General features: G+C 57.2%; 23 protein-coding genes. 9 read left to right on the forward strand and 14 right to left on the reverse strand.

Translation table 11 applies throughout. The features are described from left to right. The first annotated feature begins 137 nt into the window (after window positions 1-137). On the forward strand, window positions 138-815 hold the full coding sequence (locus HZS81_RS05130; RefSeq protein WP_338401820.1) for an MFS transporter: 678 nt from the start codon (window positions 138-140) through the stop codon (window positions 813-815). Between the two features lie 290 nt (window positions 816-1105). Then, complete coding sequence (locus tag HZS81_RS05135; RefSeq protein ID WP_179929493.1) at window positions 1106-2104, forward strand: virulence RhuM family protein/type II toxin-antitoxin system death-on-curing family toxin; 999 nt, start codon at window positions 1106-1108, stop codon at window positions 2102-2104. Window positions 2105-2284: 180 nt separating this feature from the next. Here HZS81_RS05135 and HZS81_RS05140 read toward each other — a convergent pair whose 3' ends face one another. The 4 genes from HZS81_RS05140 to HZS81_RS05155 form a co-directional block, all read right to left on the reverse strand. Continuing rightward, on the reverse strand, window positions 2285-2575 hold the full coding sequence (locus HZS81_RS05140; RefSeq protein ID WP_179929495.1) for a DUF1330 domain-containing protein: 291 nt from the start codon (window positions 2573-2575) through the stop codon (window positions 2285-2287). 112 nt (window positions 2576-2687) lie between these two features. After that, the gene (locus HZS81_RS05145; RefSeq protein ID WP_241697382.1) at window positions 2688-3209 is read right to left on the reverse strand and encodes a cupin; all 522 of its coding nucleotides are present in this window, start codon (window positions 3207-3209) and stop codon (window positions 2688-2690) included. Between the two features lie 85 nt (window positions 3210-3294). Next, window positions 3295-3927: an HNH endonuclease family protein gene (locus HZS81_RS05150; RefSeq protein ID WP_179929496.1), complete on the reverse strand. Its 633-nt coding sequence runs from the start codon at window positions 3925-3927 to the stop codon at window positions 3295-3297. Then, window positions 3911-5287, reverse strand: a complete 1377-nt coding sequence (locus tag HZS81_RS05155) for an AAA family ATPase (protein ID WP_206679536.1) — start codon at window positions 5285-5287, stop codon at window positions 3911-3913. The genes HZS81_RS05150 and HZS81_RS05155 overlap by 17 nt, the downstream gene beginning before the upstream one ends. A gap of 424 nt (window positions 5288-5711) precedes the next feature. Between HZS81_RS05155 and HZS81_RS05160 the strand changes: the two genes are divergently transcribed. Then, complete coding sequence (locus HZS81_RS05160) at window positions 5712-6458, forward strand: tRNA-uridine aminocarboxypropyltransferase (protein WP_179929497.1); 747 nt, start codon at window positions 5712-5714, stop codon at window positions 6456-6458. On the opposite strand, the gene HZS81_RS05165 is transcribed toward HZS81_RS05160, so the two are convergent. The 8 genes from HZS81_RS05165 to def form a co-directional block, all read right to left on the reverse strand. After that, window positions 6435-7331 (reverse strand): EamA family transporter, encoded by an 897-nt coding sequence (locus HZS81_RS05165; RefSeq protein WP_179929498.1) that lies wholly within the window; start codon window positions 7329-7331, stop codon window positions 6435-6437. The genes HZS81_RS05160 and HZS81_RS05165 overlap by 24 nt on opposite strands. Beyond that, window positions 7328-8560 carry a TraB/GumN family protein gene (locus HZS81_RS05170; protein WP_179929499.1) on the reverse strand — a complete coding sequence of 411 codons (1233 nt, stop codon included), beginning with the start codon at window positions 8558-8560 and terminating at the stop codon, window positions 7328-7330. Before HZS81_RS05170 ends, HZS81_RS05165 begins: the two co-directional genes overlap by 4 nt. 45 nt (window positions 8561-8605) lie before the next feature. Then, window positions 8606-10054: a TrkH family potassium uptake protein gene (locus HZS81_RS05175; protein WP_179929500.1), complete on the reverse strand. Its 1449-nt coding sequence runs from the start codon at window positions 10052-10054 to the stop codon at window positions 8606-8608. A 13-nt stretch (window positions 10055-10067) separates the two neighbouring features. Then, window positions 10068-11441: a Trk system potassium transporter TrkA gene (trkA, locus tag HZS81_RS05180; protein ID WP_179929501.1), complete on the reverse strand. Its 1374-nt coding sequence runs from the start codon at window positions 11439-11441 to the stop codon at window positions 10068-10070. A gap of 94 nt (window positions 11442-11535) precedes the next feature. Further along, window positions 11536-11742, reverse strand: coding sequence for a dodecin (locus HZS81_RS05185; RefSeq protein ID WP_179929502.1), 207 nt, complete (start codon window positions 11740-11742; stop codon window positions 11536-11538). Window positions 11743-11796: 54 nt separating this feature from the next. Beyond that, window positions 11797-13134 carry a 16S rRNA (cytosine(967)-C(5))-methyltransferase RsmB gene (gene rsmB / locus HZS81_RS05190; RefSeq protein WP_179929503.1) on the reverse strand — a complete coding sequence of 446 codons (1338 nt, stop codon included), beginning with the start codon at window positions 13132-13134 and terminating at the stop codon, window positions 11797-11799. Beyond that, window positions 13131-14123: a methionyl-tRNA formyltransferase gene (fmt, locus tag HZS81_RS05195; protein WP_179929504.1), complete on the reverse strand. Its 993-nt coding sequence runs from the start codon at window positions 14121-14123 to the stop codon at window positions 13131-13133. The genes rsmB and fmt overlap by 4 nt, the downstream gene beginning before the upstream one ends. Before the next feature lie 3 nt (window positions 14124-14126). After that, complete coding sequence (def, locus tag HZS81_RS05200; protein ID WP_179929505.1) at window positions 14127-14639, reverse strand: peptide deformylase; 513 nt, start codon at window positions 14637-14639, stop codon at window positions 14127-14129. Window positions 14640-14792: 153 nt separating this feature from the next. Here def and HZS81_RS05205 point away from each other — a divergent pair, with 153 nt between their 5' ends. The 5 genes from HZS81_RS05205 to aroE all read left to right on the forward strand — a co-directional run bounded on the left by HZS81_RS05205 (window position 14793) and on the right by aroE (window position 19591). Then, window positions 14793-15896 (forward strand): LysM peptidoglycan-binding domain-containing protein, encoded by a 1104-nt coding sequence (locus tag HZS81_RS05205; protein WP_179929506.1) that lies wholly within the window; start codon window positions 14793-14795, stop codon window positions 15894-15896. A gap of 56 nt (window positions 15897-15952) precedes the next feature. After that, window positions 15953-17068 (forward strand): DNA-processing protein DprA, encoded by a 1116-nt coding sequence (gene dprA / locus HZS81_RS05210; RefSeq protein WP_179929507.1) that lies wholly within the window; start codon window positions 15953-15955, stop codon window positions 17066-17068. A 48-nt stretch (window positions 17069-17116) separates the two neighbouring features. Further along, on the forward strand, window positions 17117-17683 hold the full coding sequence (gene tsaC / locus HZS81_RS05215) for an L-threonylcarbamoyladenylate synthase type 1 TsaC (RefSeq protein WP_179929508.1): 567 nt from the start codon (window positions 17117-17119) through the stop codon (window positions 17681-17683). 132 nt (window positions 17684-17815) lie between these two features. Continuing rightward, window positions 17816-18748, forward strand: coding sequence for an oxygen-dependent coproporphyrinogen oxidase (hemF, locus tag HZS81_RS05220; RefSeq protein ID WP_179929509.1), 933 nt, complete (start codon window positions 17816-17818; stop codon window positions 18746-18748). Window positions 18749-18772: 24 nt separating this feature from the next. Next, the gene (gene aroE / locus HZS81_RS05225) at window positions 18773-19591 is read left to right on the forward strand and encodes a shikimate dehydrogenase (RefSeq protein ID WP_179929510.1); all 819 of its coding nucleotides are present in this window, start codon (window positions 18773-18775) and stop codon (window positions 19589-19591) included. Between the two features lie 10 nt (window positions 19592-19601). Here the strand turns inward: aroE and HZS81_RS05230 are convergent, their stop codons facing one another. Both HZS81_RS05230 and HZS81_RS05235 read right to left on the reverse strand, forming a co-directional pair. After that, window positions 19602-19859, reverse strand: coding sequence for a hypothetical protein (locus HZS81_RS05230; RefSeq protein ID WP_179929511.1), 258 nt, complete (start codon window positions 19857-19859; stop codon window positions 19602-19604). 57 nt (window positions 19860-19916) lie between these two features. Next, window positions 19917-20720: a M48 family metallopeptidase gene (locus HZS81_RS05235; RefSeq protein WP_179929512.1), complete on the reverse strand. Its 804-nt coding sequence runs from the start codon at window positions 20718-20720 to the stop codon at window positions 19917-19919. 127 nt (window positions 20721-20847) lie between these two features. Here HZS81_RS05235 and HZS81_RS05240 point away from each other — a divergent pair, with 127 nt between their 5' ends. After that, the gene (locus tag HZS81_RS05240; RefSeq protein WP_179929513.1) at window positions 20848-21717 is read left to right on the forward strand and encodes an ATP-binding protein; all 870 of its coding nucleotides are present in this window, start codon (window positions 20848-20850) and stop codon (window positions 21715-21717) included. The last annotated feature ends 6 nt before the right edge of the window (window positions 21718-21723 follow it).

Here is a 21723-nt window from a genome sequence, read left to right on the forward strand (position 1 = left end):
AGCGCCACACTTGGGCATTAATCCGTGTGTCATCACGCCATCGATACGGCTGTTGAAGACTGAAGCCGGCAACCAACGGCTCCAAAACGCTCAATCGACACTCTCATGAATGAGGCAGGTTAACCCTAATCACATTGTTGGTGATATGTTTGCTGCTGAATGAGAGGCACTCGGCGGTTAGAACGGTAACTGATTATAATATTAAGCCGAATAGTACATTTGCAGATGTCTTTATTAACTTAAAAGGGTTCGTGAAGAATAAGAAATTTTGGGTGATAGCGCTAGCATTCGGGATGTGTGGCGCCACTACAAATGGCTTGATGTGGAGTAGTTTTACGCCGGCAGCAACGTTAGAGGGGATATCGGTAGCGGACGCATCTTATTTGCTTTTGATAGTAGGCCTTTTAAATATTCCGGGTACGATTGGGGCAGGGTGGCTTTCAGATAGAGTCAATAAACAAGCATTGCTAGCGGTTATCTTCTTTTTACGTGGCGCGAGTTTGATTTGGCTGCCTTTTATTTTATCGCAACCCGTTGGGTGGGAGTTGATAGCCTTTGCCGTCGTGTTTGGTGTATTTGATGTTGCAACGGTTCCTCCGGTGATTAATTTGTGCAACCAGATATTTGGTGATCAAGGGCCTTCGGCTTTTAGCTGGATCAACGTGGCTCATCAGGTAGGCGCTGGGTTGGTTGCTTTTTTAGGCGGGTTGATAGCCTTTATGACGGGATCATATTTTGTGTTGTGGTTTATTGCAGGCGGGATTTGTTTCATTGCCGCTGTTATTGTACTTAGCCCCTATCATAGCGAGAAGTAATGCCGTTTTACGTATCTTGTGCGCGCGGACAATAGCATTTTGAAAGCTGGCCATGCCGCTGTTGGTGCCATTTCTGCATGTTGCCTACTGTCGTCGAGTGCTGATGTCGGCTAAATAGACCTGCCTTTGATCCCGCGTCGCCACTCACGATTTAAGCGATAGATGTTGAGGGCAATAATTTTTGGATAAATTTACTGTATTGGTATACAGTTTATGGGAAGATTATATTTATCTAATTAAGGAGTTGCGCTAGCGATGCGTTGGCCGCAACAAAATGGAGGCAGCAGTCGATGAAGGATCAACAAATACAGATATTCACCAGCGAAGACGGCCAAGCACAGCTGGAAGTGGCGCTGGAACAAGACACTGTTTGGTTGAGTCAGGCACAGATGGCAGAGCTTTTCGGCAAAGATCTGCGAACGGTTAACGAGCATATTGGCAACGTGTTCGCAGAGGGAGAGCTGGAGAGAGAAGGAACTATCCGGAAATTCCGGATAGTTCGCCAGGAGGGTAAGCGTCAGGTTCAGCGGGAAATAGACCACTACAATTTAGACGCCATCATCTCGGTTGGCTACCGAGTGAAATCTCAGCGTGGTGTACAGTTCCGCAAGTGGGCGACTCGCGTTCTGAAAGATCATCTGGTGCAAGGGTTTACCCTGAACCAACGTCGGCTAACCGAGCGTGGTATCGAGTTTGAGCAGGCGGTGAAGCTGCTCAGCCAAACTCTTACCAATCAAGGGTTGGTATCTAACGAAGGCGAGGCCGTCGCTCGCGTTATCAGCGATTACGCACGTTCCTGGAGCTTGTTGCAGGGCTATGATGAACAGCAGTTAGCCGAGCTAAACATCAAGCAGCCTGATATGCATTCGTTGGAGGTGGAAGAGGCGTTGAAGGCGATTGGTGAGTTAAAACAGACGTTAATCGCCAAAGGCGAGGCAACCGAGTTGTTCGGTCAGGTGCGGGGTGACGGACTGACATCGGCCCTGGCCACCATTGAACAGGGCTTTGGCGACGAGCTGTTTTACCCGAACGTGGCCACCCGTGCTGCGCATTTGCTTTATTTTGTGATCAAAAACCACCCTCTGGCTGATGGAAACAAGCGCTGCGGGTCGTTTCTGTTTCTTTGGTACCTGCGCCGCAATGCGGGGTTACTGGCCCGACCCGTTGAGCAATTGATCAACGACAATACCTTAGTGGCACTGGCGCTGCTGGTCGCAGAAAGCCAGCCTGATCAGAAGGCGCTGATGATTCGGCTGATCGAGCATTTTATACTGCTTAAAGAAAAATGAAGCTGAAGCGACTGAGGCAGCGCTGTGATCCAATTTCATGCCACGCAGAAGCTGAATACACGCTTTTAACTCTGAATAGTGATGGCCAGTTGTGTGACGCCACGCAGCGAGTGGCAGAGCGGGTTTGGCAACTAGCGAGGGGGACGTGGCTCTATGAGCCGAATATTTCAAATAATCGGCTCATTCAATCCCATCCACGATAAACACGCGGTAGTCGGCCCCCTGGAAGCGGTGCTGGCGGGCTTCCTGGTAGGCGGGGCTTTGGTACCAGGCGCGGGCGGCGGCCATATCGGGGAAGCGTAAAATCACCGCGCCTTCCATGGCGCTGCCTTCGAGCACTTTAACATCGCCGTAGAACGCGAGCGGTTCAGGGTCGTGACCTTCGCGAGCGGCTTTCGCCTTTTCGCTGTAGCGCTCCATCTCGTCAGTGTCGTGGGTGTGTTCTTTGATCATCACCACATAGGCGGTCATAGGGCTTTCCTTCGGTGTGAGAGTTGGAGGGTGGGACAGGTCGGCTTAGGCCGTAGTTCCTAGCTGCGTGTAGGTCTTTTGATAAGTCCGTTTATCGGCTGGATCAGCGTCATTACGGCGTTGGCGCCCACAGGGTTGTCAGCGAGCCGCCTACCGGGTCGCTTTCGGGCATCGCCACGCTATTCACGCGCGCCAGCGCCGATTCCAGCTCTGCCGGGTCGCCGCGCTCTATCGCCGGCTGTTGGCCGGGCGGGTAGGCGCCTACCATGCAGAAATCATCGTCCGCTTCCAGGCTGGCATGCCCAACGCCTGCGGGCAGCACCAGAACATCGCCTGCGCAAAGCATCAGTTCGCGCCCGTTAGGGCCACCCAGCCTTGCGCGGGCTTGCCCGCGGAAGATGCCCAATGCTTCATGGGCGGTGGAGTGGAAGTGGTCGAAGTCATACAGGTGGTAGCGCCACGCCGGCGGCCAGCCATGGCGCTTGAACATGGCTTCGAAGGTGGCGGCACACTCCTCTGGGTCACGAGTGTCGATAACGTCCCGGTAGAACAACACTGGCAGTGGGGAGTTGGGGTAGCCGGTCGTGTCATCACTGTCTAAATGGAGCGTTTCGGGCTGCTCGATACTCATCATGGCCTCCAAATGCTGGGTTTAGCTAACCTTATCTTGACCGAGGGTTCTCTCCTAAATCGCCAAGGTAGCTTTGACCATGAAATCTTCATGCTGCAATCCATTGCCTAAGCACATTCACAACAACAGGCGCATAGGGCTCTAATCGGTCATCTTTAGGTAGGGAGAGGTCGTTAATCAGCATGTTAAGTAAGTCGTCATCTTCTAGCCCTGCTTCGGGGTCAACACCATTCTCTAATAACAAGCTGTGAGCGAGGTATTTTCGCTTTTCTACCAAGCGTTTGTTATTTCGCTCATGGTCGCCGAGGTTGAGCACATCTATAGTGTTTTTTGCGCGCTCAGTTAGGCCGTTTACTCGCCCGCTGAGCATAAACTGAAGCTCGGTTTCGCACTCATCCATCAGCGGCGTGAGTGGCAGTGGTTGTGAGCCGTGTGCGTCGTCGCACTGATAGGGTGTAGTGCAACTGGCTACAATATTGTTGAAATCCAGGCTTTTGTTAGCGGCTTTGTCACGTGCTTCCACGTGTTCGTTCATGGTATCAGCAGTGGTGCCGCTGATTGTTTGGCAACAGTACGCACATAAATAATGCTGCTCGTGTGTACACGCTTCACGTATTGCCTGGCGTTCAGAATTGGTTAGCTGCTGATAACGTCCACTTGGGTTGGCGCGCTTCCACACTGTTAGCGGTGTAGGCTCGTTCCCTTTAATGATTTTTCTCATGCCGCAGTTCCTGTTTGCGTAAGAGTAGTTTGGCTTTGCTTAGCTCCAGGTTGCTTGAAGGCAAAATGTGCGCTAATTCGCTTAACAGGGTGCGCGCTTTATTCAGTTCACCGCGTTGAATACTATCCAGAGCGTTATTCAATTGCTCAGCAATCTCTGCGTTGCGGATATGAGTATCCATCACATCTAGTAAAACGGTATTGGCATCCTGACCATATTGAGAAGGAATCATGGTGATTTCGCCGTCGCTCAACGAGTAGATAAGCGCATCCTTGCACTCGCTAATAACCAGGGGCGAATGGGTAGTGAGTACAAATTGACAGTTAGGGAAAGTGTTCATTAATTGCTGGATGATACGACGCTGCCAAGAAGGGTGCAGGTGCATATCCACCTCATCAATCAATACAATGCCATCGCCTTGCAAAGGGTTGTCCATGTCTGGGTTCATCATTGCTAAACGGCGTGCAATGTCGCCGACTAAGGCGATTAGTGATTTTTCACCTTGGGATAGCTGCGAAACATTCAACGTTTTTCCATCTTTATCAATCGACATGTGTAAACGGGGTTTGCGGCGAACGCGCAGGTTCGAAAAATCTGGCATAAAGCTGGCGATTGCTGTGCGTACAGCCGTTAGTTGGCGATCCTTGGAAGAAACTTTCATATCTTGCAGCATGTTCCAGATATCTGACCCTTTACCTGCACTTTTTAGTAAAGTGTCGAGCGTCTCCTCTGGGAGCCCAGTTTCATTCTCGCTGTCTTCTCGCTCACGAAACCATTCAAAAAAGCGACGAAAGTCAACGCCTTGATTGAGCGAGTTATCGTAGCCGTCAAGCTGTAGAAAGCTGTGTTTGCTTTTGATTTTTAAAGGGATATCTAAAACAACCCGTTCTACTGGGTAAAAAGCAACCAAGGGTAAGCCGATATCTTCTTGTGCTGTTAGTCGGCGGCGGTAGTGCTCGGCAAGTCGCGTAGCATCTTGCAGGTTAGAACTGGCGCTTGCCTTTTTGCCCTTGGCGGTTTTGGTCAGCGTCCAGTGATAAAGATGATCACTGATATCGGCATCGGCGTTGCCGAACTGTCCTTGATCGTCGAATACCGCAATATCAATTGATGCCGATACTTGTCCATTAAGAATAGCGTCTTCAGGGATAGGGCTGCCGCTGCCTTTCTCACTACGCAGACGGGCTACAAACCAGCTCAGGCTGGTGGCTAGAGCCATCAGCACCGAGGTCTTTCCCGCGCCGTTGTTACCGATAAATACAGTTACGTTACCGCTAGACAGCTGTGAAGGAGTAAGGTCTGCTTCCAGCTGCTGGAAATGGCCTAGGTTGCTGATTCTAAAACGTTGAATATCCATCATTGGCCTCTTGTTTGCGGCTACCAGCTGTCAGGTTAGCCCTACGTTTCTCCATCAACAACTGCTGCATCAGGGCTTTTGTCTACTGTTGAGTTCATTCTACCAAACCCCAATTAGTACTTCGCTATTCCTTGAGCCGGATACAAGCCGTAATCGGCTCATAATATGATCTGAAAAGCGGGAGATCGTCTCTGTGTGGCAAGCGCAACCTGTATGAGACGAATCAGCCCTGCGGTCTACGCTATATGTAGTGCACCTGCAACATCTTCAAAGAGGAAGGTCAGGGCGAGGAGGCAACTACTAAGGATTTCTCGGTAGTTCGTCAGGAAAGTAAACGCGGGGTACGTCATCGGATTCAGCTAGACCGGCTCGCTTCTTGAACGCTGCTTGCATTATACTCGCGGGTTTTTCCGATCTGGGAGCGTAGATGCCTTCGCCACTCGATAACCATACCCCCGCCGAGATTGACCCGGCCACAGGGCATCCGCGGCGTGAGTTTAAGGCGCGGGGGAGTTTTGTTGAGCGCTGTGAAGGGTGCAATTTACCGGTGCTGAACTGCCTCTGCCCGTATAAAGTCACTGCCGAAAGCGAGGCACAGGTGTGGCTTTTGACCCATCGGATTGAGCATTACAAGCCGACCAATACCGGGCGTTTGATTGGCGATGTGCTGGCGCAAACGGAGGTGTTTACCTGGCACCGCACCGAGCCGGATGCGCGCTTGCTCGCGCTGCTCGCGGATGAGCGCTTTGCGCCGTTTGTGGTTTTCCCCGATGACCAACCCGACTACGCCGACCGCGTGGTATCGATTGACGCCGTGACGCAGGCAAAAGCCAGCGGTAAAACGCCAGTCTATATTCTCATTGATGGCACGTGGCGCCAAGCGCGGCGGATTTTTCGCAAAAGCCCTTACCTGGATGCGCTGCCGGTGCTGCCGCTTCGCACCGAACGGGAAACCCGTTATCGGCTCCGTAAACCGGCATCGAAAGCACATTTATGCACCGCTGAAGTTGCCGCCGAGCTGCTGCGCCAAGGGGGTGATGTTGATGCTGCCGATGTGCTTGATGATTACTTCGATGCGTTTAACGCAAGCTATGCTGCAAGCCGTAAGTACCATAAGATCAAAACGCCAACGGATGCCATGCAGCGTTTGTTAGCGCGGCAGCCAACGCAATAATACCTTACGTACCCAGTACCAGCGGTTGATGAGCAACGCGGTGAAAATCAGCCCGCAGCCGAGTAGCTGCAAAAGCGTCATGCTCTCGCCAAACCAGACGGCCGCCAAAAGCGCGGTCCATACCGCTTCGAGCATTAATATGACCGCCGCATGGCTCGGCGATGTCATCCCCTGGGCTTTCACCTGAAGAAAAAAGCGCAATGAGCTGGCGATCAGTGCGCTGGCTAAAAACCAGCCAATAATTGCCGGCGAAAGCGCTAGCGGCTCGTGTTCGAACAACAGGGAAAGCGTCGTCAGTACCACGCCCACCACCAGCAGTTGTAACGTGGTGAGCGGAAGGGCGGGAAGGTGGCGCACAACGCGGGTGTTAACGTTGATCAGTAGGGCAAACAGTAGTGCCGAGCAGACCATAAAAAGCTGGCTGGGCTCAATGCGAAAACCGGCGTTGAGCGATAGCAACGCAAAGCCACATAGCGCGATGGGCAGCGCGATCCATGTCGTGCGCGGCGGTTGGTCGCCAAACAGCAAGCGTGCCACCACCGGCACCAGCAAAATCCCCAGGCTATTGATGAAAGCGCTTTCGCCTAGGTGATCAGAGTATTCAAGACCCATTACCCAAAAGGCAATGGCGCCGCTGAACAACAGCCCGACCGCTGCGCCGCGGTATAGCTGCCGCGCCGGTAAACGGCGCAGTGCCGGCCAAGCAAAGCAGGCTAGCACCGCACTCGCGAGCAAAAAACGCGTGCCGATAAACCACAGCGGTGGCATGCCCGCAAGGGCTTCTTTAGAGAAAATCCAGCCTGCGGCGGCCACCAGCGTGACCAGTAGCAAAAGCGCATCCGCTTGCCACGGGGAGCGTGCCAAGGTGTTCACGACGCGCTGCCAAACAGTGCCCCGGCGATTCTAAACCCGGCAATCCAGGTGCCGGCAGCGGAGCCGAGGGTGGCAAGCATGAACACTAACAAGGTGCGCGAGACGCGGTTTTTCCACCAGCCTTTAAGGTGCGCAACATCGTGGCGCAGGGTCGAGAAATCGCGCACTTTCGGTTTGCGCATAAAGAGCTCGACCCCGGCGGCGACAAAGCCCGCGCCGATGGTGGGGTTGAGCGAGGTAAGCGGCGCAGCGAAAAAGGTCGCGATTACGGTGACCGGGTGGGCAAGTGCCGCGATGGTGGCTGCAGCGGAAAGTACACCGTTGATTAAAAACCACTCCAACACCAGTTGCCAGCCAAGCTCGGTATTGCGCGAAAAGCCAATCGCAAAGCCGATGAGTACCAGCGCGGTAATCGCCCACGGCAGCATTTTCCATAGTTTAGAGGGCGGTGGTGAGGCCTCTAGCGATGCAAGCTCAGCGGTAGGCGACTCAGGTAGCGGTGCTTCTAAATGCTCGCCAGTGCCTTTTAAGTGCCCGGCGCCAAGGATCACGAGTACGTGCTGGTAACGCCCGGGTGGCGTGTCTTCGGCCAGGCGCAGCGCCATGTAGCGGTCACGCTCACGGATCAGCGGGGTGTAGAGCGCCTCTGACTCAGCGGCAAACTCGCTAAAGGTGGCTTCAAGAATATCGCCTTCTTTGAGCTTTTCGATATCTTCCTGGGCAACGTCTTGGCGCGACAGCACGCTACCCAAAAGCCCGGAAAAGAGCGAAAAACGCTGCCACCAAGGCACGTTGCGGTAGATGCGTTTAAGTGTGATGCCGACATCGCGGTCAATCAGCACCAGCGGCAAGTCGAGGCGTTTGGCCTCTTCTACGGCGGCGCGCATTTCGGCGCCCGGCTGAATACCGGACTGCTCGGCAATGCGCTGCTGAAAAGCCCCAAGGGCTAAGCTTGCGGCGACCATGCCGGCCTTGCCCTGTTTGAACACCTGAAATAAATCTTGCTCGCCCATGGCATCAGGGTTGGCCATGCTGTGGTGGCGGGCATCGCAGAGCTCAATGGCCACGGCATCAAATTCACCGGTATCAATGAGTTTGCGCACATCGTCGGCGCTTTCAGCAGAGACGTGAGCGGTACCCAGCAGGGTATAGCGCGTATCCCCAATGGTGAAGGTTTTGAGCGGCCCGCTGGTGGCGGGAAGCGCGGAGGCGGTATCAGTTAGGCTCATTCAGCACTCGATAAAAAACATAATGAAAACGGGGCGAAAATGCGTTTAGCGGCGCCAGAAGGCGGGCGTAAACAGCACTAAGATCGTGAAAATTTCTAACCGGCCAAGCAGCATGGCCACCACTAAAATCCACTTGGCAAGCGTGGGCATATCGCCGTAGTGGCCACTGGCTTCGCCGAGTGCTGGGCCGAGGTTATTTAGCGCGGAGCCAACGGTGGACCAGGCAGTCACCTGATCCACCCCGGTCGCCATAACGCCGACCAGCATCAAAAAGAACAGCATGACGTAGGCCGAGAAAAATCCCCATACCGCCTGAGCAATGCCATCCGGTACACTGACTTTGCCCACTTTGACGGCGATGACGGCGTTAGGGTGGATCAAGCGCATAACCTCACGCATGCCCTGCTTCATGATCAAAATTATGCGGATGACCTTCATCCCGCCGCCGGTGGAGCCCGAACAGCCGCCGACAAAAGCGGCAACAAAAAGTAGAAACGGCAGCGCCCCGGGCCAGACGGAAAAATCGGCGACGGCAAAGCCTGCCGTGGTAGCCACGGAGACGACCTCAAACAGCCCGTGGCGCAGGCCGAGCTGAGTATCATACGTATCCGTCAACCACAGGGAAATCACGGTCACGGTGGTTAGCCCGAGTAAAAACAGCATTAAAAAACGGGCTTCGGGATCTTGGAAGTAATGGGTTAAGCGCTTCTCGCGCCAAGCGACGAAATGCAGGCTGAAACTGAACGCCGAAATTAACATAAAGCCGACGCAAATAAGCTCGATGGCGGCGTTGTCAAAGTGGCCGATGCTGGCGTCATAGGTGGAAAATCCGCCAATGGCGACGGTAGAGAAACTGTGCCCCAACGCATCGAACCAATTCATGCCCGCGAGCATATAAGCCACGAAGCAGGTGAGCGTCAGCGAAGCGTAGATGTACCACAGCGCTTTGGCGGTCTCGGTAATGCGCGGGGTGAGCTTGGAGTCTTTTAGCGGGCCTGGAATTTCGGTGCGATAGAGTGCCATGCCGCCCACGCCGAGTGTGGGCAAAATCGCCACGGCCAATACCACAATCCCCATGCCGCCCAGCCACTGCAGCTGCTGACGATAGTAGAGAATCGACTCAGGCAAGAAATCGATACCGGTAATCACCGTGGCCCCGGTCGTGGTGAGCCCCGAAAACGACTCAAAGACGGCATCGGTCAGCGATAAGGCGTCGGCGCCAAATAGCATCAGCGGCAACGAGCCGAATAGCGCCAGCACCGTCCAGAACATCGCCGCGATGATAAAGCCGTCGCGAATGCGCAGCTCTTTGCGCTCATGGCGGTTGGGCAGAAAGAGCAACAGACCCGTTAGCACGGTAATCGCGATGCCGATCAAAAAGGCATGCCACGCGCCGTCACGAAACCACAGTGAGATCAGAATGGGCGGCATCATGGTCAGGCTGAATAGCATCAGCAGCAGCCCTAATATACGCAGAATTACCCGCAGGCTCATTTACCTCGACTCCTTAGAAGAAGGTCAGCCCGACCTGGAACAGCCGCTCCACGTCGCGTATACGGCGCTTGTCGATGACAAACAGAATGATGTGATCGCCAGACACCACCTCCACGTTGTCGTGGGCAATGAGCACTTCTTTACCGCGCACGATAGCGCCGATGGTGGTGCCTTCGGGGAGATCAATCTCACCGATGGTGCGGCCCACCACTTTCGACGACTGTTTGTCGCCGTGGGCGATAGCTTCTATCGCTTCCGCCGCGCCCCGTCGCAACGAGTGAACGTTGACGATATCGCCCCGGCGCACGTGGGTCAGTAGGCTGCCGATGGTGGCCTGCTGGGGCGAGATGGCAATATCGATATCGCCCCCTTGAACGAGATCGACGTAAGCGGCGTTATTGATCAACGTGAGGACTTTTTTCGCCCCGAGACGTTTGGCCAAAAGCGACGACATGATGTTGACCTCGTCGTCGTTGGTCAGCGCACAAAAGATATCGCAATCTTCGATGTTCTCTTCTTCAAGCAGTCGCTTGCTGGTGGCGCTGCCGTGGAGCACAACGGTACGGTCGAGCCGCTCGGAGAGGTGGGTACAGCGCTCAAGGCTATGCTCGATGATTTTGACCTGATGGCTGTGTTCAAGATGTTCGGCAAGGCGCTCGCCAATATTACCGCCACCGGCGATTACCACCCGTCGGAAGTCGCGTTCGACACGCCGAAGCTCGCTCATTACTGCGCGAATATCGCGCCGCGCCGCGATAAAGAAGACTTCATCATCGGCTTCAATCACCGTGTCGCCACGCGGGATGATCGGCCGGTCGCGGCGGTAGATCGCGGCGACGCGGGTATCGACGTTGGGCATGTGGCGGCGCAAAAAGGCCAAGTCTTGCCCTACCAGCGGGCCGCCGTAGAAAGCTTTGACCGCCACTAACTGAACGAGGCCCCCGGCAAATTCGAGTACCTGCAGCGCCCCTGGGTGCTCAATGAGACGGCGCACGTGGTCGGTCACCACTTGCTCGGGGCTAATCAACACATCAATCGGAATCGCTTCGTGGGCGAATAGCCCCTTGCGGGTTAGATAGGCGGTAGAGCGCACCCGGGCAATTTTGGTCGGGGTGCGAAACAGCGTATGCGCCACTTGGCAGGCGATCATGTTGATTTCATCGGCGCTGGTCACCGCGATCAACATATCGGCGTCTTCGCATCCCGCTTGGCGTAACACCATGGGGTAGGAAGCCGCGCCCGTCACGGTGCGAATATCGAGTTTGGTGTGTAACTCGCGCAGCTTATTGGCGTTGGTGTCGACCACGGTGATGTCGTTTTCTTCTCGCGCGAGGTGTTCTGCCAACGTGCCGCCGACCTGGCCGGCGCCGAGAATGATGATTTTCATCAGATTGCCGTCCCCGTTAGTGCGCAAACGCTGCGCTGCAATAGAAAGCGGCGGCTAGTGTAAACCAGCCGCCGCTAAAAAGCAGGGTAGGGCGTTATTCCAGCGTGAAGCCGACCTTCACCGTCACCTGCCAGTGGGCAACGCGGCCATCCTCGATGTGGCCGCGGGTGTCGACCATCTCAAACCAACGCATGTTCTTGACCGACTCGGCGGCTTTGCCAATGGCGTTTTGAACCGCGTCTTCCATGCTCTTCTCTGAGGAACCGGTTAGCTCAATATGCTTATAAGTATGATGTGTCATATGTCGCTCCTTCGTGGTCTTTAATGAGTTGATCCGTCATGAAAAGTCGCCGCTTTACTTAGCGGTACGCTTTTCCAGTCTGGCATAAAAAAAGCCGTCGTGGCTGTTGGGTTGCGGGAAAAGTTGCCGGCCAGCGCCGCTTTTCTCCCCCCAGGCGACACCCGTTGGCGTGGTGACATGGGCATCGGACGTACGTTGCAAAAATGCCTCGATCTGGTCGGCATTCTCTTCGGGGAGCACCGAACACGTGGCATAGAGCAGTGTGCCCCCTTCGTTCAGAAGCGGCCAGAGGTTATTTAAGAGTCGCGTCTGAAGCTTAGCCAGCTGTTTAATATCCTCTTTGCGGCGCAACTTTTTGATATCCGGGTGGCGGCGAATCACGCCGGTGCCCGAGCACGGCGCATCAAGCAAAATGGCGTCAAAGGTGGTGCCCTGCCACCAATCACGGGTAGTGGCGTCGCCGTGGCGCAGCTCGGCCTCAAGCCCAAGGCGCGTTAGCGTGTCCTCGACCCGAGCGAGGCGTTGGTTGTCGCTATCCAAGGCGGTCAGAGCAATATCAAACTGCTCCAGAAGATGTGCGGTCTTGCCGCCGGGGGCGCAGCAGGCGTCAAGCACGTGGGCGCCGGGGCGCGGCGCGATGGCAGGGCCCAACAGTGCCGCAGAAAGCTGCGCGGCTTCATCCTGCACGCTGACCAAACCCTCGGCAAAACCGGGAAGGGCGCTGACGTCGCAGGGCGTGTCCAAGGTGATACCGTCGGGTGCGTGGGTGCAGAGATGAGCGTCTAACCCTTGTGACGCGAGTTGGGCTAAATAGGCTTCGCGATCATTGTGATGCTGATTGACACGCAGTGTCATCGGGCCGGGTTGGTTATTGGCCTCGGCGATATCGCGCCAGTGGTCGGGCCACGCCTCGCGCAGCGCGGTCAACAGCCACGGCGGGTGCTCCAGCGCAATATAAGGGTCGCGGTCGACGCGGGCTTGCAGGGCGCCGGCTTCGCGCTGCAGGCGGCGCAGGCAGCCGTTGAGCACACGCGTCGCCCACTCTTTGCCGATCAGCCGCGCCGCGCCGGCGGTTTCCCCCACTGCCGCATGCGCCGGAATGCGCATATAAAGCAGTTGATAAATCCCCAGTAGCAGCAGAGCCTGAATGTCCATATCACGTTTTTTGAACGGCTGTTTCAGTAGCTCATTGGCGAGCGCTTCTAAACGCGGTAGGCGGCGACAGGTGCCGTAGCAGAGCTCTTTGAGCAGCGCGCGATCACGGGTAATAACGCTATGTTCATCCAGCCCGGCGAGCGAGCCTTTGTCGCTGAGTACCGGTGTGAGCGCGCGGGCGGCGGCGGCGCGAACTTCCTGGCCGCTGCCGGTTTGGGGGCTGCGCGGTGAGTTCATCGAGCGTCTCCTTGCGGCGTGGTGCCAAGAACGTTACCCAGTACGCTGCCAGGGGCTAAGCGCGTATGGCGGGCATTGAGCAGATCCCGCACCGCCATCGCTTTGCCGCCGGGGAGCTGTGCGTTTTGCACTTGCAGCACCTCGTCGCCGTGTGCGCCGCAGGCAATACGCAGGCAGTCGCGCCCTGGCGCTAGCAGCGTACCGGGGGTGGCTGGGGGAAAAGAACCCGCTTCGGCACTCGCCATCAATAAACGCAGGCGCTCATCGCCCAGCGCACACCAGGCCACCGGCCAGGGGTTGAAGGCGCGGATTTTCGCCGCCAGCGCCGCTGCTGGCTGGGAGAAATCAAGTTCCGCCTCGGCTTTGGAAAGCTTGGCCGCGTAGGTCACGCCTTCTGCCGGCTGCGATTGGGCTTGTGCCCGGCCGGCGGCCATGGCATCCAGTGTGTCAATCAGCGTGGTGGCGCCAAGCTCGGCAAGTGTATCGTGTAATTCACCGCCGGTGGTGGTGGGCGTAATCGGCGTGCGCGCTTCACGCAGCACCGCGCCGGTATCAAGCCCCGCGTCCATCTGCATGATGGCAACGCCCGACTCACGATCCCCCGCTTCGATAGCGCGCTGAAGCGGTGCCGCACCGCGCCAGCGCGGCAAGAGCGAGGCGTGAACGTTGACACAGCCCAAACGCGGAATATCCAGCACCGCCTGGGGCAGCAGTAACCCATACGCGACGACGACCATGACGTCGGCGTCTAGCGCGGCTAGCTCCGCCTGAGCATCAGCACTTTTTAATGATGCAGGCTGGTAGACGGGCAAATCGCGCTCGAGGGCTCGCTTTTTTACCGGGCTGGGGGTGAGCTTACGACCGCGACCGGCAGGGCGGTCGGGCTGGGTGTAAACCCCCACCACTTCATGCTCGCTGGCTAAAAGTGCCCCTAAGCTTGCGGCAGCGAAGTCCGGCGTGCCGGCAAAAACAACGCGCAGTGATGACATGCGTTAAGCGTCCTGCTCCAGTTTGTGGCGTTTCTGCATCTTCTTGAGTACGCGATTACGTTTGAGCGGCGAGAGGTAATCGACAAACAGCACGCCTTCCAGATGGTCGAACTCGTGCTGAATGCAGTGCGAGAGCAGGCCATCGGCTTCAAGCTCATAGGGTTCGCCGTTACGGTCGAGCGCGTTGAGCTTCACTTTTAAATAGCGCGGCACTTCGGCGTAGTACTCGGGGATCGACAGGCAGCCTTCGGAAAGCGGCTCTTTTTCCTCGCCAAGCGGTGTATAGCTTGGGTTAATTAACACCAGCGGTTGGCCGCTTTCGTCGCTGACATCCATCACCACCACGCGGCGGTGAACATCGACTTGGGTGGCGGCAAGGCCGATGCCGCGGGCGTCGTACATGGTTTCGAGCATGTCATCGACAAGCTGGCGAACCTCATCATCGACGTTTTCAACCGGCGCGGCTTTCGTGCGCAGCCGCTCGTCGGGGTATTCTAAAATCGGAAGTTTAGCCATGGCGTTGCAAGTACCGTTATGCTGAATCTATAAAGCGAACAAGGCCGACGCGTTGGACGCATGGCCTATGTTCATTGTTACCGTTCATTATATCATGCTAGCAAGCGCTTGAGCATTGGGCGCCAACGGCAGGCAAGTCAAACGGGAGAGCGCATGGCAAGGGATGACAACGCGGGGCAGCGACGCTCCCGCTGGGCATGGCAAAAACGGGGCGCCGTGGCGCTCTTTAGTGTATTACTTGTTAGTGTTTTACTCGCCGCACCGGTAAGTGCCTGGGAACGTCTGCGCGACGATGCCCCCGAGCGTTACACGGTACAGACGGGGGATACGCTTTGGGATATCGCCGCGAGATTTCTGCACGCACCTTGGCAGTGGCCCGAGCTATGGCGTGAAAACCCGCAGATCGATAACCCGCACCGTATCTACCCCGGCGATGAATTGACGCTGCGCGATTGCCTAGGCGAGCCGTGTATCCGGCTTGAGCGCGGCCAGCATGTGGTCAAACTCTCTCCTGACGTACGCACGCTGCCCCATCGCGAGGCGATTGAGCCGCTGCCGCGCGACGCGGTTGAGGCGTTTTTACGCCAGCACCGGATTGTCGATAGCGCCGAGGCGCTTAACGAGCTTGCCTATGTGGTCGCCGGTGACGATAAGCGCCTGATCAGCGGCGCGGGGGATATGATCTATGCGCGCCAAACCGATCATGCGCGCGACGAAAGCGCAATGGTGCGCGGCGAATCGCTGGGCATCTATCGCCAGGGTGAGCCCTATGCGGGGGCCGACGGTGACGTGCTGGGGCTTGAATTGATCAGCGTGGGAGAGGCGGTACTGGTGCGCCGCGAAGACGACATTGCCCAGTTAGAGGTGCGCCGTGCCGAACAGGAAGTGCGCAATAATGACATTGTGCTGCCGCTGGAATCGCCCTTTTCGGATGCCCCCTTTATGCCCCGCGCGCCGCGTAACGAGGTGAGCGGCTCGATTCTCGCCGTGCCCGGCGGCGTGCGCTTTATCGGCCGGTTGCAGGTTGTGGCGATTGACCTGGGGACCCAAGACGGCATGCAGCCGGGGCATGTGCTGCGTGTCGATCAGCAAGGGGAGCGCGTGAACGATCCGCGCACCCAAGAGGTGTTACAACTGCCCGCAGAAGAGGCCGGGGCACTGATGATATTTAAGCCCTATGATCACGTCAGCTATGCCCTAGTGATGGAGGCCTCCCGCGTGCTGGCGGTGGGTGATCGCGTGAGAACCCCGCGCTAGGCGCAAACGTCGCCTATCAAGGATCGTATAAAAGGTTCTTAAAAAAGGAGAGTGTGATGGATGCCAAGGAGTGGTTGGTACTCAGTGCGTTACCGGGGCTAGGAGCACAGCGTATCGCGAAGCTCGCCGAACAAAGCCCCGAATGGCCGCACGGCTGGCTTGCATTGCTGCCACCGCAGGCGGCGTCTGAGCTGCGCTTGTGGCTCGATCACCCTGCGCGCAGCCCGCTACAAAATGTGGTGGAAGACAACCTTGCCTGGGAGGCCGCCGCCTCACATCGCGCATTGCTCTACCGCGGCCACCCCGCTTGGCCTGCGCTTTTAAACGAAATCGCCGACCCGCCGCCGGTTGTGTGGGCGCAAGGGGATTTGCAGGCGCTTGCGTTGCCGGGGCTTGCGATGGTGGGGACGCGGCGGCCGACGTCAGAAGGGGCGGCCAACGCGCAAGCATTCGCCCGCGATTTTGCCCGTCGCGGCTGGTGTGTGGTGAGCGGGATGGCATTGGGGATTGATGCGCTGGCGCAGCGGGCGGCGCTTGACGCTGGTGGGGCGAGTATCGCGGTGCTCGCCTGCGGCATTGATGTGATTTACCCGGCCCGCCACCGTGATTTGTATCAGCGCTTAAGCCAAACGCCCGGGGGCTTGGTGCTAGCCGAACACCCGCTGGGCACGGCCGCTCGACCGGCGTATTTTCCCCGGCGTAACCGTATTGTCACCGGCCTTTCATTAGGCACTTTGGTGGTCGAAGCCGCCGAGAAGAGTGGCTCGCTGGTGAGCGCGCGTTTAGCGCTTGAGCAGGGCCGCGAGCTTTTTGCCATCCCCAGCTCCATCCATAACCTTCAAGCCCACGGCTGCCTGCAACTACTGCGAACGGGGGCAACACTTGCCCGCAGTAGTCGCGATATTCTTGATGAGTTGCAGCACTGGGCAGAAACGTTTATTCCGCCGACGCTCGATGAACCCACCGCCGCGCCGCGTGTGGAAACGCCTCGCAATGAGCCGTTGCCGGATACGTTGCTAACCGTCCTCTCCGAGGTGCCGACGCCCATCGATACCCTGGTGCAGCAGGCGGCCATTTCGGTCAGCGAGTGCCAACAGCGGCTTTTAATGCTCGAGCTAGAAGGCTTTGTGGCGCAGCAAACGGGTGGTTGGGTGCGTTTGCCGAGGGCGTGATACGATGAATTCCATCAGCTTGTTAACGCGACACCGCTAGGAGCTCCTATGCCGAAAACCCCTGACGTCGCTGACCTTGCGCCTGCGGTTTCCGCTCTGCGCGAGGGGCACGTAATTGCCTGCCCCACCGAAGCGGTTTGGGGGCTGAGCTGTGACCCAGATAACGACGAAGCCCTGACCCACTTGATGCGCATGAAAGCCCGCGACCCAGCGAAAGGGGTGATTCTGGTCGCCGGTAGCATTACCCAGCTTCAGCCTTGGCTTGCAGGCTTGCCGCTTGAGCTGCACGCGCCACTGGTATCTAGCTGGCCGGGGCCTAATACGTGGCTCGTACCGGATAATGGCCGCAGCCACGCGCTGGTGCGCGGCGCCCATAGCCGTGTTGCCCTGCGGGTGACCGATCATCCGGTGGTGCGCGCGCTATGCGAGGCGTTTGGTGGGCCTCTAGTGTCGACCTCTGCCAACCGTGCCGGCGAGCCATCCGCGATGAGCCGCGACGAAGTCAGCGCCATTTTTGGCAGCGAGCTTGGCGCGGTGGTGGCGGGCGAACTAGGCGGTGATCCGCGTCCCAGCACTATCCGTGATGTGGTGAGCGGCCAGGTGCTGCGCCAATGAGTATGCTGTAAGCGCGAACGCTCGCAACATTCTCATAACACTCTCTCATGTAACACTCTCTCATGTAACACTCTCGCGACATTCTGTAATAACGCTATCCACTGCAATTGATAATAACGCCAGGAGCAACCCGTGGCTCACGAGCACCTTGAAGATGTAAAACGCTACCTTCTCGACCTGCAGGATCGCCTTTGCGACGGCTTGGCCGAAGCCGATGGCGGTGCCAGCTTTAAAGAAGAAAGCTGGACGCGCGAAGAGGGCGGTGGCGGTCGCTCTCGGGTTATTGAAAACGGCGCCGTGTTTGAAAAGGGCGGGGTCAACTACTCCCACGTTTTTGGTGCCACGCTTCCGCCCTCGGCCACCGCCGCGCGTCCTGAGCTTGCCGGGCGCAGCTTTCACGCCGTGGGCGTTTCCTGGGTATTGCACCCGGAAAATCCCCACGTACCCACCAGCCACGGCAACGTGCGGTTTTTTATTGCCGAAAAAGAGGGCGAAGCGCCGGTGTGGTGGTTTGGCGGCGGCTTCGATCTCACCCCGTTCTACCCGGTGATGGAAGATGTGGTGCATTGGCATCGCGTGGCGAAAGCCGCGTGTCAGCCGTTTGGCGATGATATTTATCCGCGCTACAAAGCCTGGTGCGATGACTATTTCTATCTTAAGCACCGCGACGAAACCCGTGGTGTTGGCGGGCTGTTCTTCGATGACCTCAATGCGGGCGGGTTTGAGCAATGCTTTGCTTTCCAGCGGGCGGTAGGCGATAGTTTTTTGGATGCCTATGTGCCGATCATTAATCGCCGCAAAAATGACCCCTGGGGCGAGCGGGAGCGGGATTTTCAGCTCTATCGTCGTGGACGTTATGTCGAATTCAATTTGGTGTGGGACCGTGGCACGCTGTTTGGTCTGCAAAGCGGCGGGCGCACCGAGTCGATTTTAATGTCGTTGCCACCGCTCGTTCGCTGGGAATATGGCTATACGCCCGAGCCGGGAAGCCCAGAGGCGCGCCTTACCGACGAGTTTTTGCGCCCCCGTGACTGGCTAGGTGTGTCTAGCCCAGACGACGCTTGATGGTTACACAATAGGAGCCGACACATGACGGACCGCTACGCGGTATTAGGAAACCCGGTGACGCACTCGAAGTCGCCGCTGATTCACGCTGAGTTTGCCCACCAAACCGGTGAGGCAATGGACTACACCGCCATTGAGGCACCGGATGAGGGCTTTGCCAGTGCTTGGCAGCAGTTCGCGGCGGAAGGTGGGCGTGGGGCCAATGTCACCGTGCCGTTTAAAGAAGACGCCTTTGCGTTGTGCGACACGGTAAGCCACCGCGCTAAACGCGCTAAAGCGGTGAATACGTTGATTCTCGGCGGTAACGGGCGCCTTTATGGCGACAATACCGACGGCGTCGGGTTGGCGCGTGATTTGGCCTATCATCGCGTCGTGCTCAAAGATAAACGGGTGCTTATTGTGGGCGCCGGAGGTGCTGTACGTGGCGCGCTAGAACCGCTTTTGGCCGAGACGCCGAGCGAAGTCGTCATTGCCAATCGCACAGCGGAAAAAGCCAGTGTGCTGGCTAGCGACTTCGCTGACCTGGGCAACATCTCAGGCGGCGGGTTTGACGCGATTGAAGGCGAGTTTGACCTGGTGATTAACGGCACCAGCGCCAGTTTGGCAGGGGATTTGCCGCCGCTGCCGGAGGGCCTATTTGCCAAGGGCGCCTGGGCCTACGACATGATGTACGATGTCGAGCCGACGGTGTTTCTGCAGTGGGCCGGCCCGCGTGGCGCGAGGCTTTTGGATGGCCTTGGCATGCTCGTCGAGCAGGCCGCCGAGTCGTTTTTCCTCTGGCGCAACGTTCGCCCTAACACCGTTCCGGTACGCGAAACGCTACGCCAATCGCTGAACTATTAAATTCCTCTATCTACCGCCGCTTTTGGTAAAGGCCAACTATACAAAGCACAAGCCCTAGTACGGAGACCAGCATGCCGCCGTTGACCAGAAGTGGCATACGCTCAACCCAAGGCACGAACGGCTGGGGTGTGTCGCGGCACACGCTGGCAAGATAGTTCCAGTGGCCGCCGTCAAGCTGGCAGGCGCGCACATCATTGAGCTCCCAGAAGAAGACGCCCATCAGCACAACAAGCGGCAGTATCAACAACAGTAAACCTAATCGAATCATAACGTCTCACATGCTCATTAGTATCAGGGGCTTAAAAGTGCCAGGGACGTGGGAGTATCAGGGGCGCGGGCAGTTGGGCGTGCGGCCTTGGCTTTGCGCTTGCTGGTAGGTTGCAAGCGCCTGCTGCATATTGGCATCAAGGCCGTCAACGCGCTGGCCGTGGCTTGGGTGGGTCGACATCCAGGCGGGCGGCTTACCTCCGCCAGTGGCGCGCTGCATATTCTCCCACACGTTGATGCTGGCGCGCGGGTCAAAACCTGCCCGGGCCATAAGTTCAAGACCGATGACGTCCGCTTCGCTCTCGTGGCGGCGTGAGAAGGGCAGAATGATGCCGTATTCAGCCCCCATGCCTAAAAGCCCCATTAACTGCTGACCTCCCGGCGTTTGCATGCCGGAGGTGCTGGAAATGACCGAAAGACCCATTTGCGTCGCGCTTTGTGTAGAGGCGCGTTCATTCGCGTGATTGGATAGCACGTGGGCAATTTCGTGGCCGATGACCGAGGCCAGCTGATCTTGGTTGGTAGCGACATCGAGCATACCGCTGTTCACGCCCATATAGCCCCCCGGTAGCGCGAATGCGTTGGGTTGCTCGGACTCAAATACACGAATTTGCCAATCGACTTGACGCTGCTCGGCAGGGAGCTCGGCAATAATCGCCGTGGCGATACATTGGGCATAGCGCTGGGTCGCCGCATCCGCCGCAGGAAGGTCTTGCTGGTACTGGCTGAATGCTTGTTGCCCCATTTGGTTGAGCTGGTCTTCCGAGAGCAGCAAAAGCTGGGAGCGCCCGGTAGGCGAGGTGGCACAAGCGGTGAGCGAAGCGCATAGCAAAGTGATAGTGAGCAGGCGAAGCCAACGCATAGGGAGCTTCCTTATTAACGAAAAGAGGTTTATGTACGCAAGATAGCCATTATCCTGAATCTTATCTGGCTATCATAGCGCGATGATGACGTGGAATAGCCCCTTTCCCTAAAGAAAAGAGATATGTATGGATGCTGAACTCACCCGCCGCTTATCGCAACTGCTTGATCGCGTAGAGCACTGGCTACCGCCGGTGCCGGAACAGGTCGATTGGAACAACCACGTCGCCGCTTTGTGGCAGCGGCATCCGCTAGGCGGGCGCCTAGTGCCAGTGGCGCCGCGTGATGCGCTGACGCTGGATGATCTACTCGGCATTGAGCGTCAAAAGCTGGCGCTGGTGGATAATACTCAGGCGTTTTTGCAAGGCTACCCGGCTAACCACGCATTGCTATGGGGCTCCCGGGGGAGTGGCAAGTCGTCGTTGATGCGGGCGCTTTTGAATTCCCTATCAGACGATGGACTGCGTATGATCCAAGTCGACCGCCACGATTTGGCAAGCCTGCCGATGTTAGTTGAAGAGCTGCGCGCGGTCCCGCAGCGGTTTATCGTCTACTGCGACGATCTCTCGTTTGAAGGCCACGATGACGCTTACAAAGCGCTCAAGAGCGTGCTCGATGGTGCGCTAACCGGGCCGCCAGAGAACGTGCTGCTCTACGCGACCTCCAATCGCCGCCATTTGCTGCCGGAATCCATGGACGATAACGCAGGCTCCCGCCTAGTGGGCAATGAGCTCCACCACGGCGATGCGGTCGAAGAAAAGATCTCGCTTTCTGATCGTTTCGGGCTGTGGCTAGGGTTTCATCCCTTCGATCAAGATGTGTACTTGGAGGCGTGTTGTCACTGGATTTCGCAGCTCGGCGACCCCAAAGATTGGAACGCCGAGTCGCGCGCAGAGGCCATTCGGTTTGCCACGCTGCGCGGTGGGCGAAGCGGGCGTGCCGCTTGGCAGTTTGCCACCCAGTGGGTGGGGCGCAAGCGCCTTCACGGCAAACGGTAACTCAAG

Origin of the sequence: Vreelandella salicampi (genome assembly GCF_013415105.1) — a bacterium.
Lineage (GTDB): Bacteria > Pseudomonadota > Gammaproteobacteria > Pseudomonadales > Halomonadaceae > Vreelandella > Vreelandella salicampi.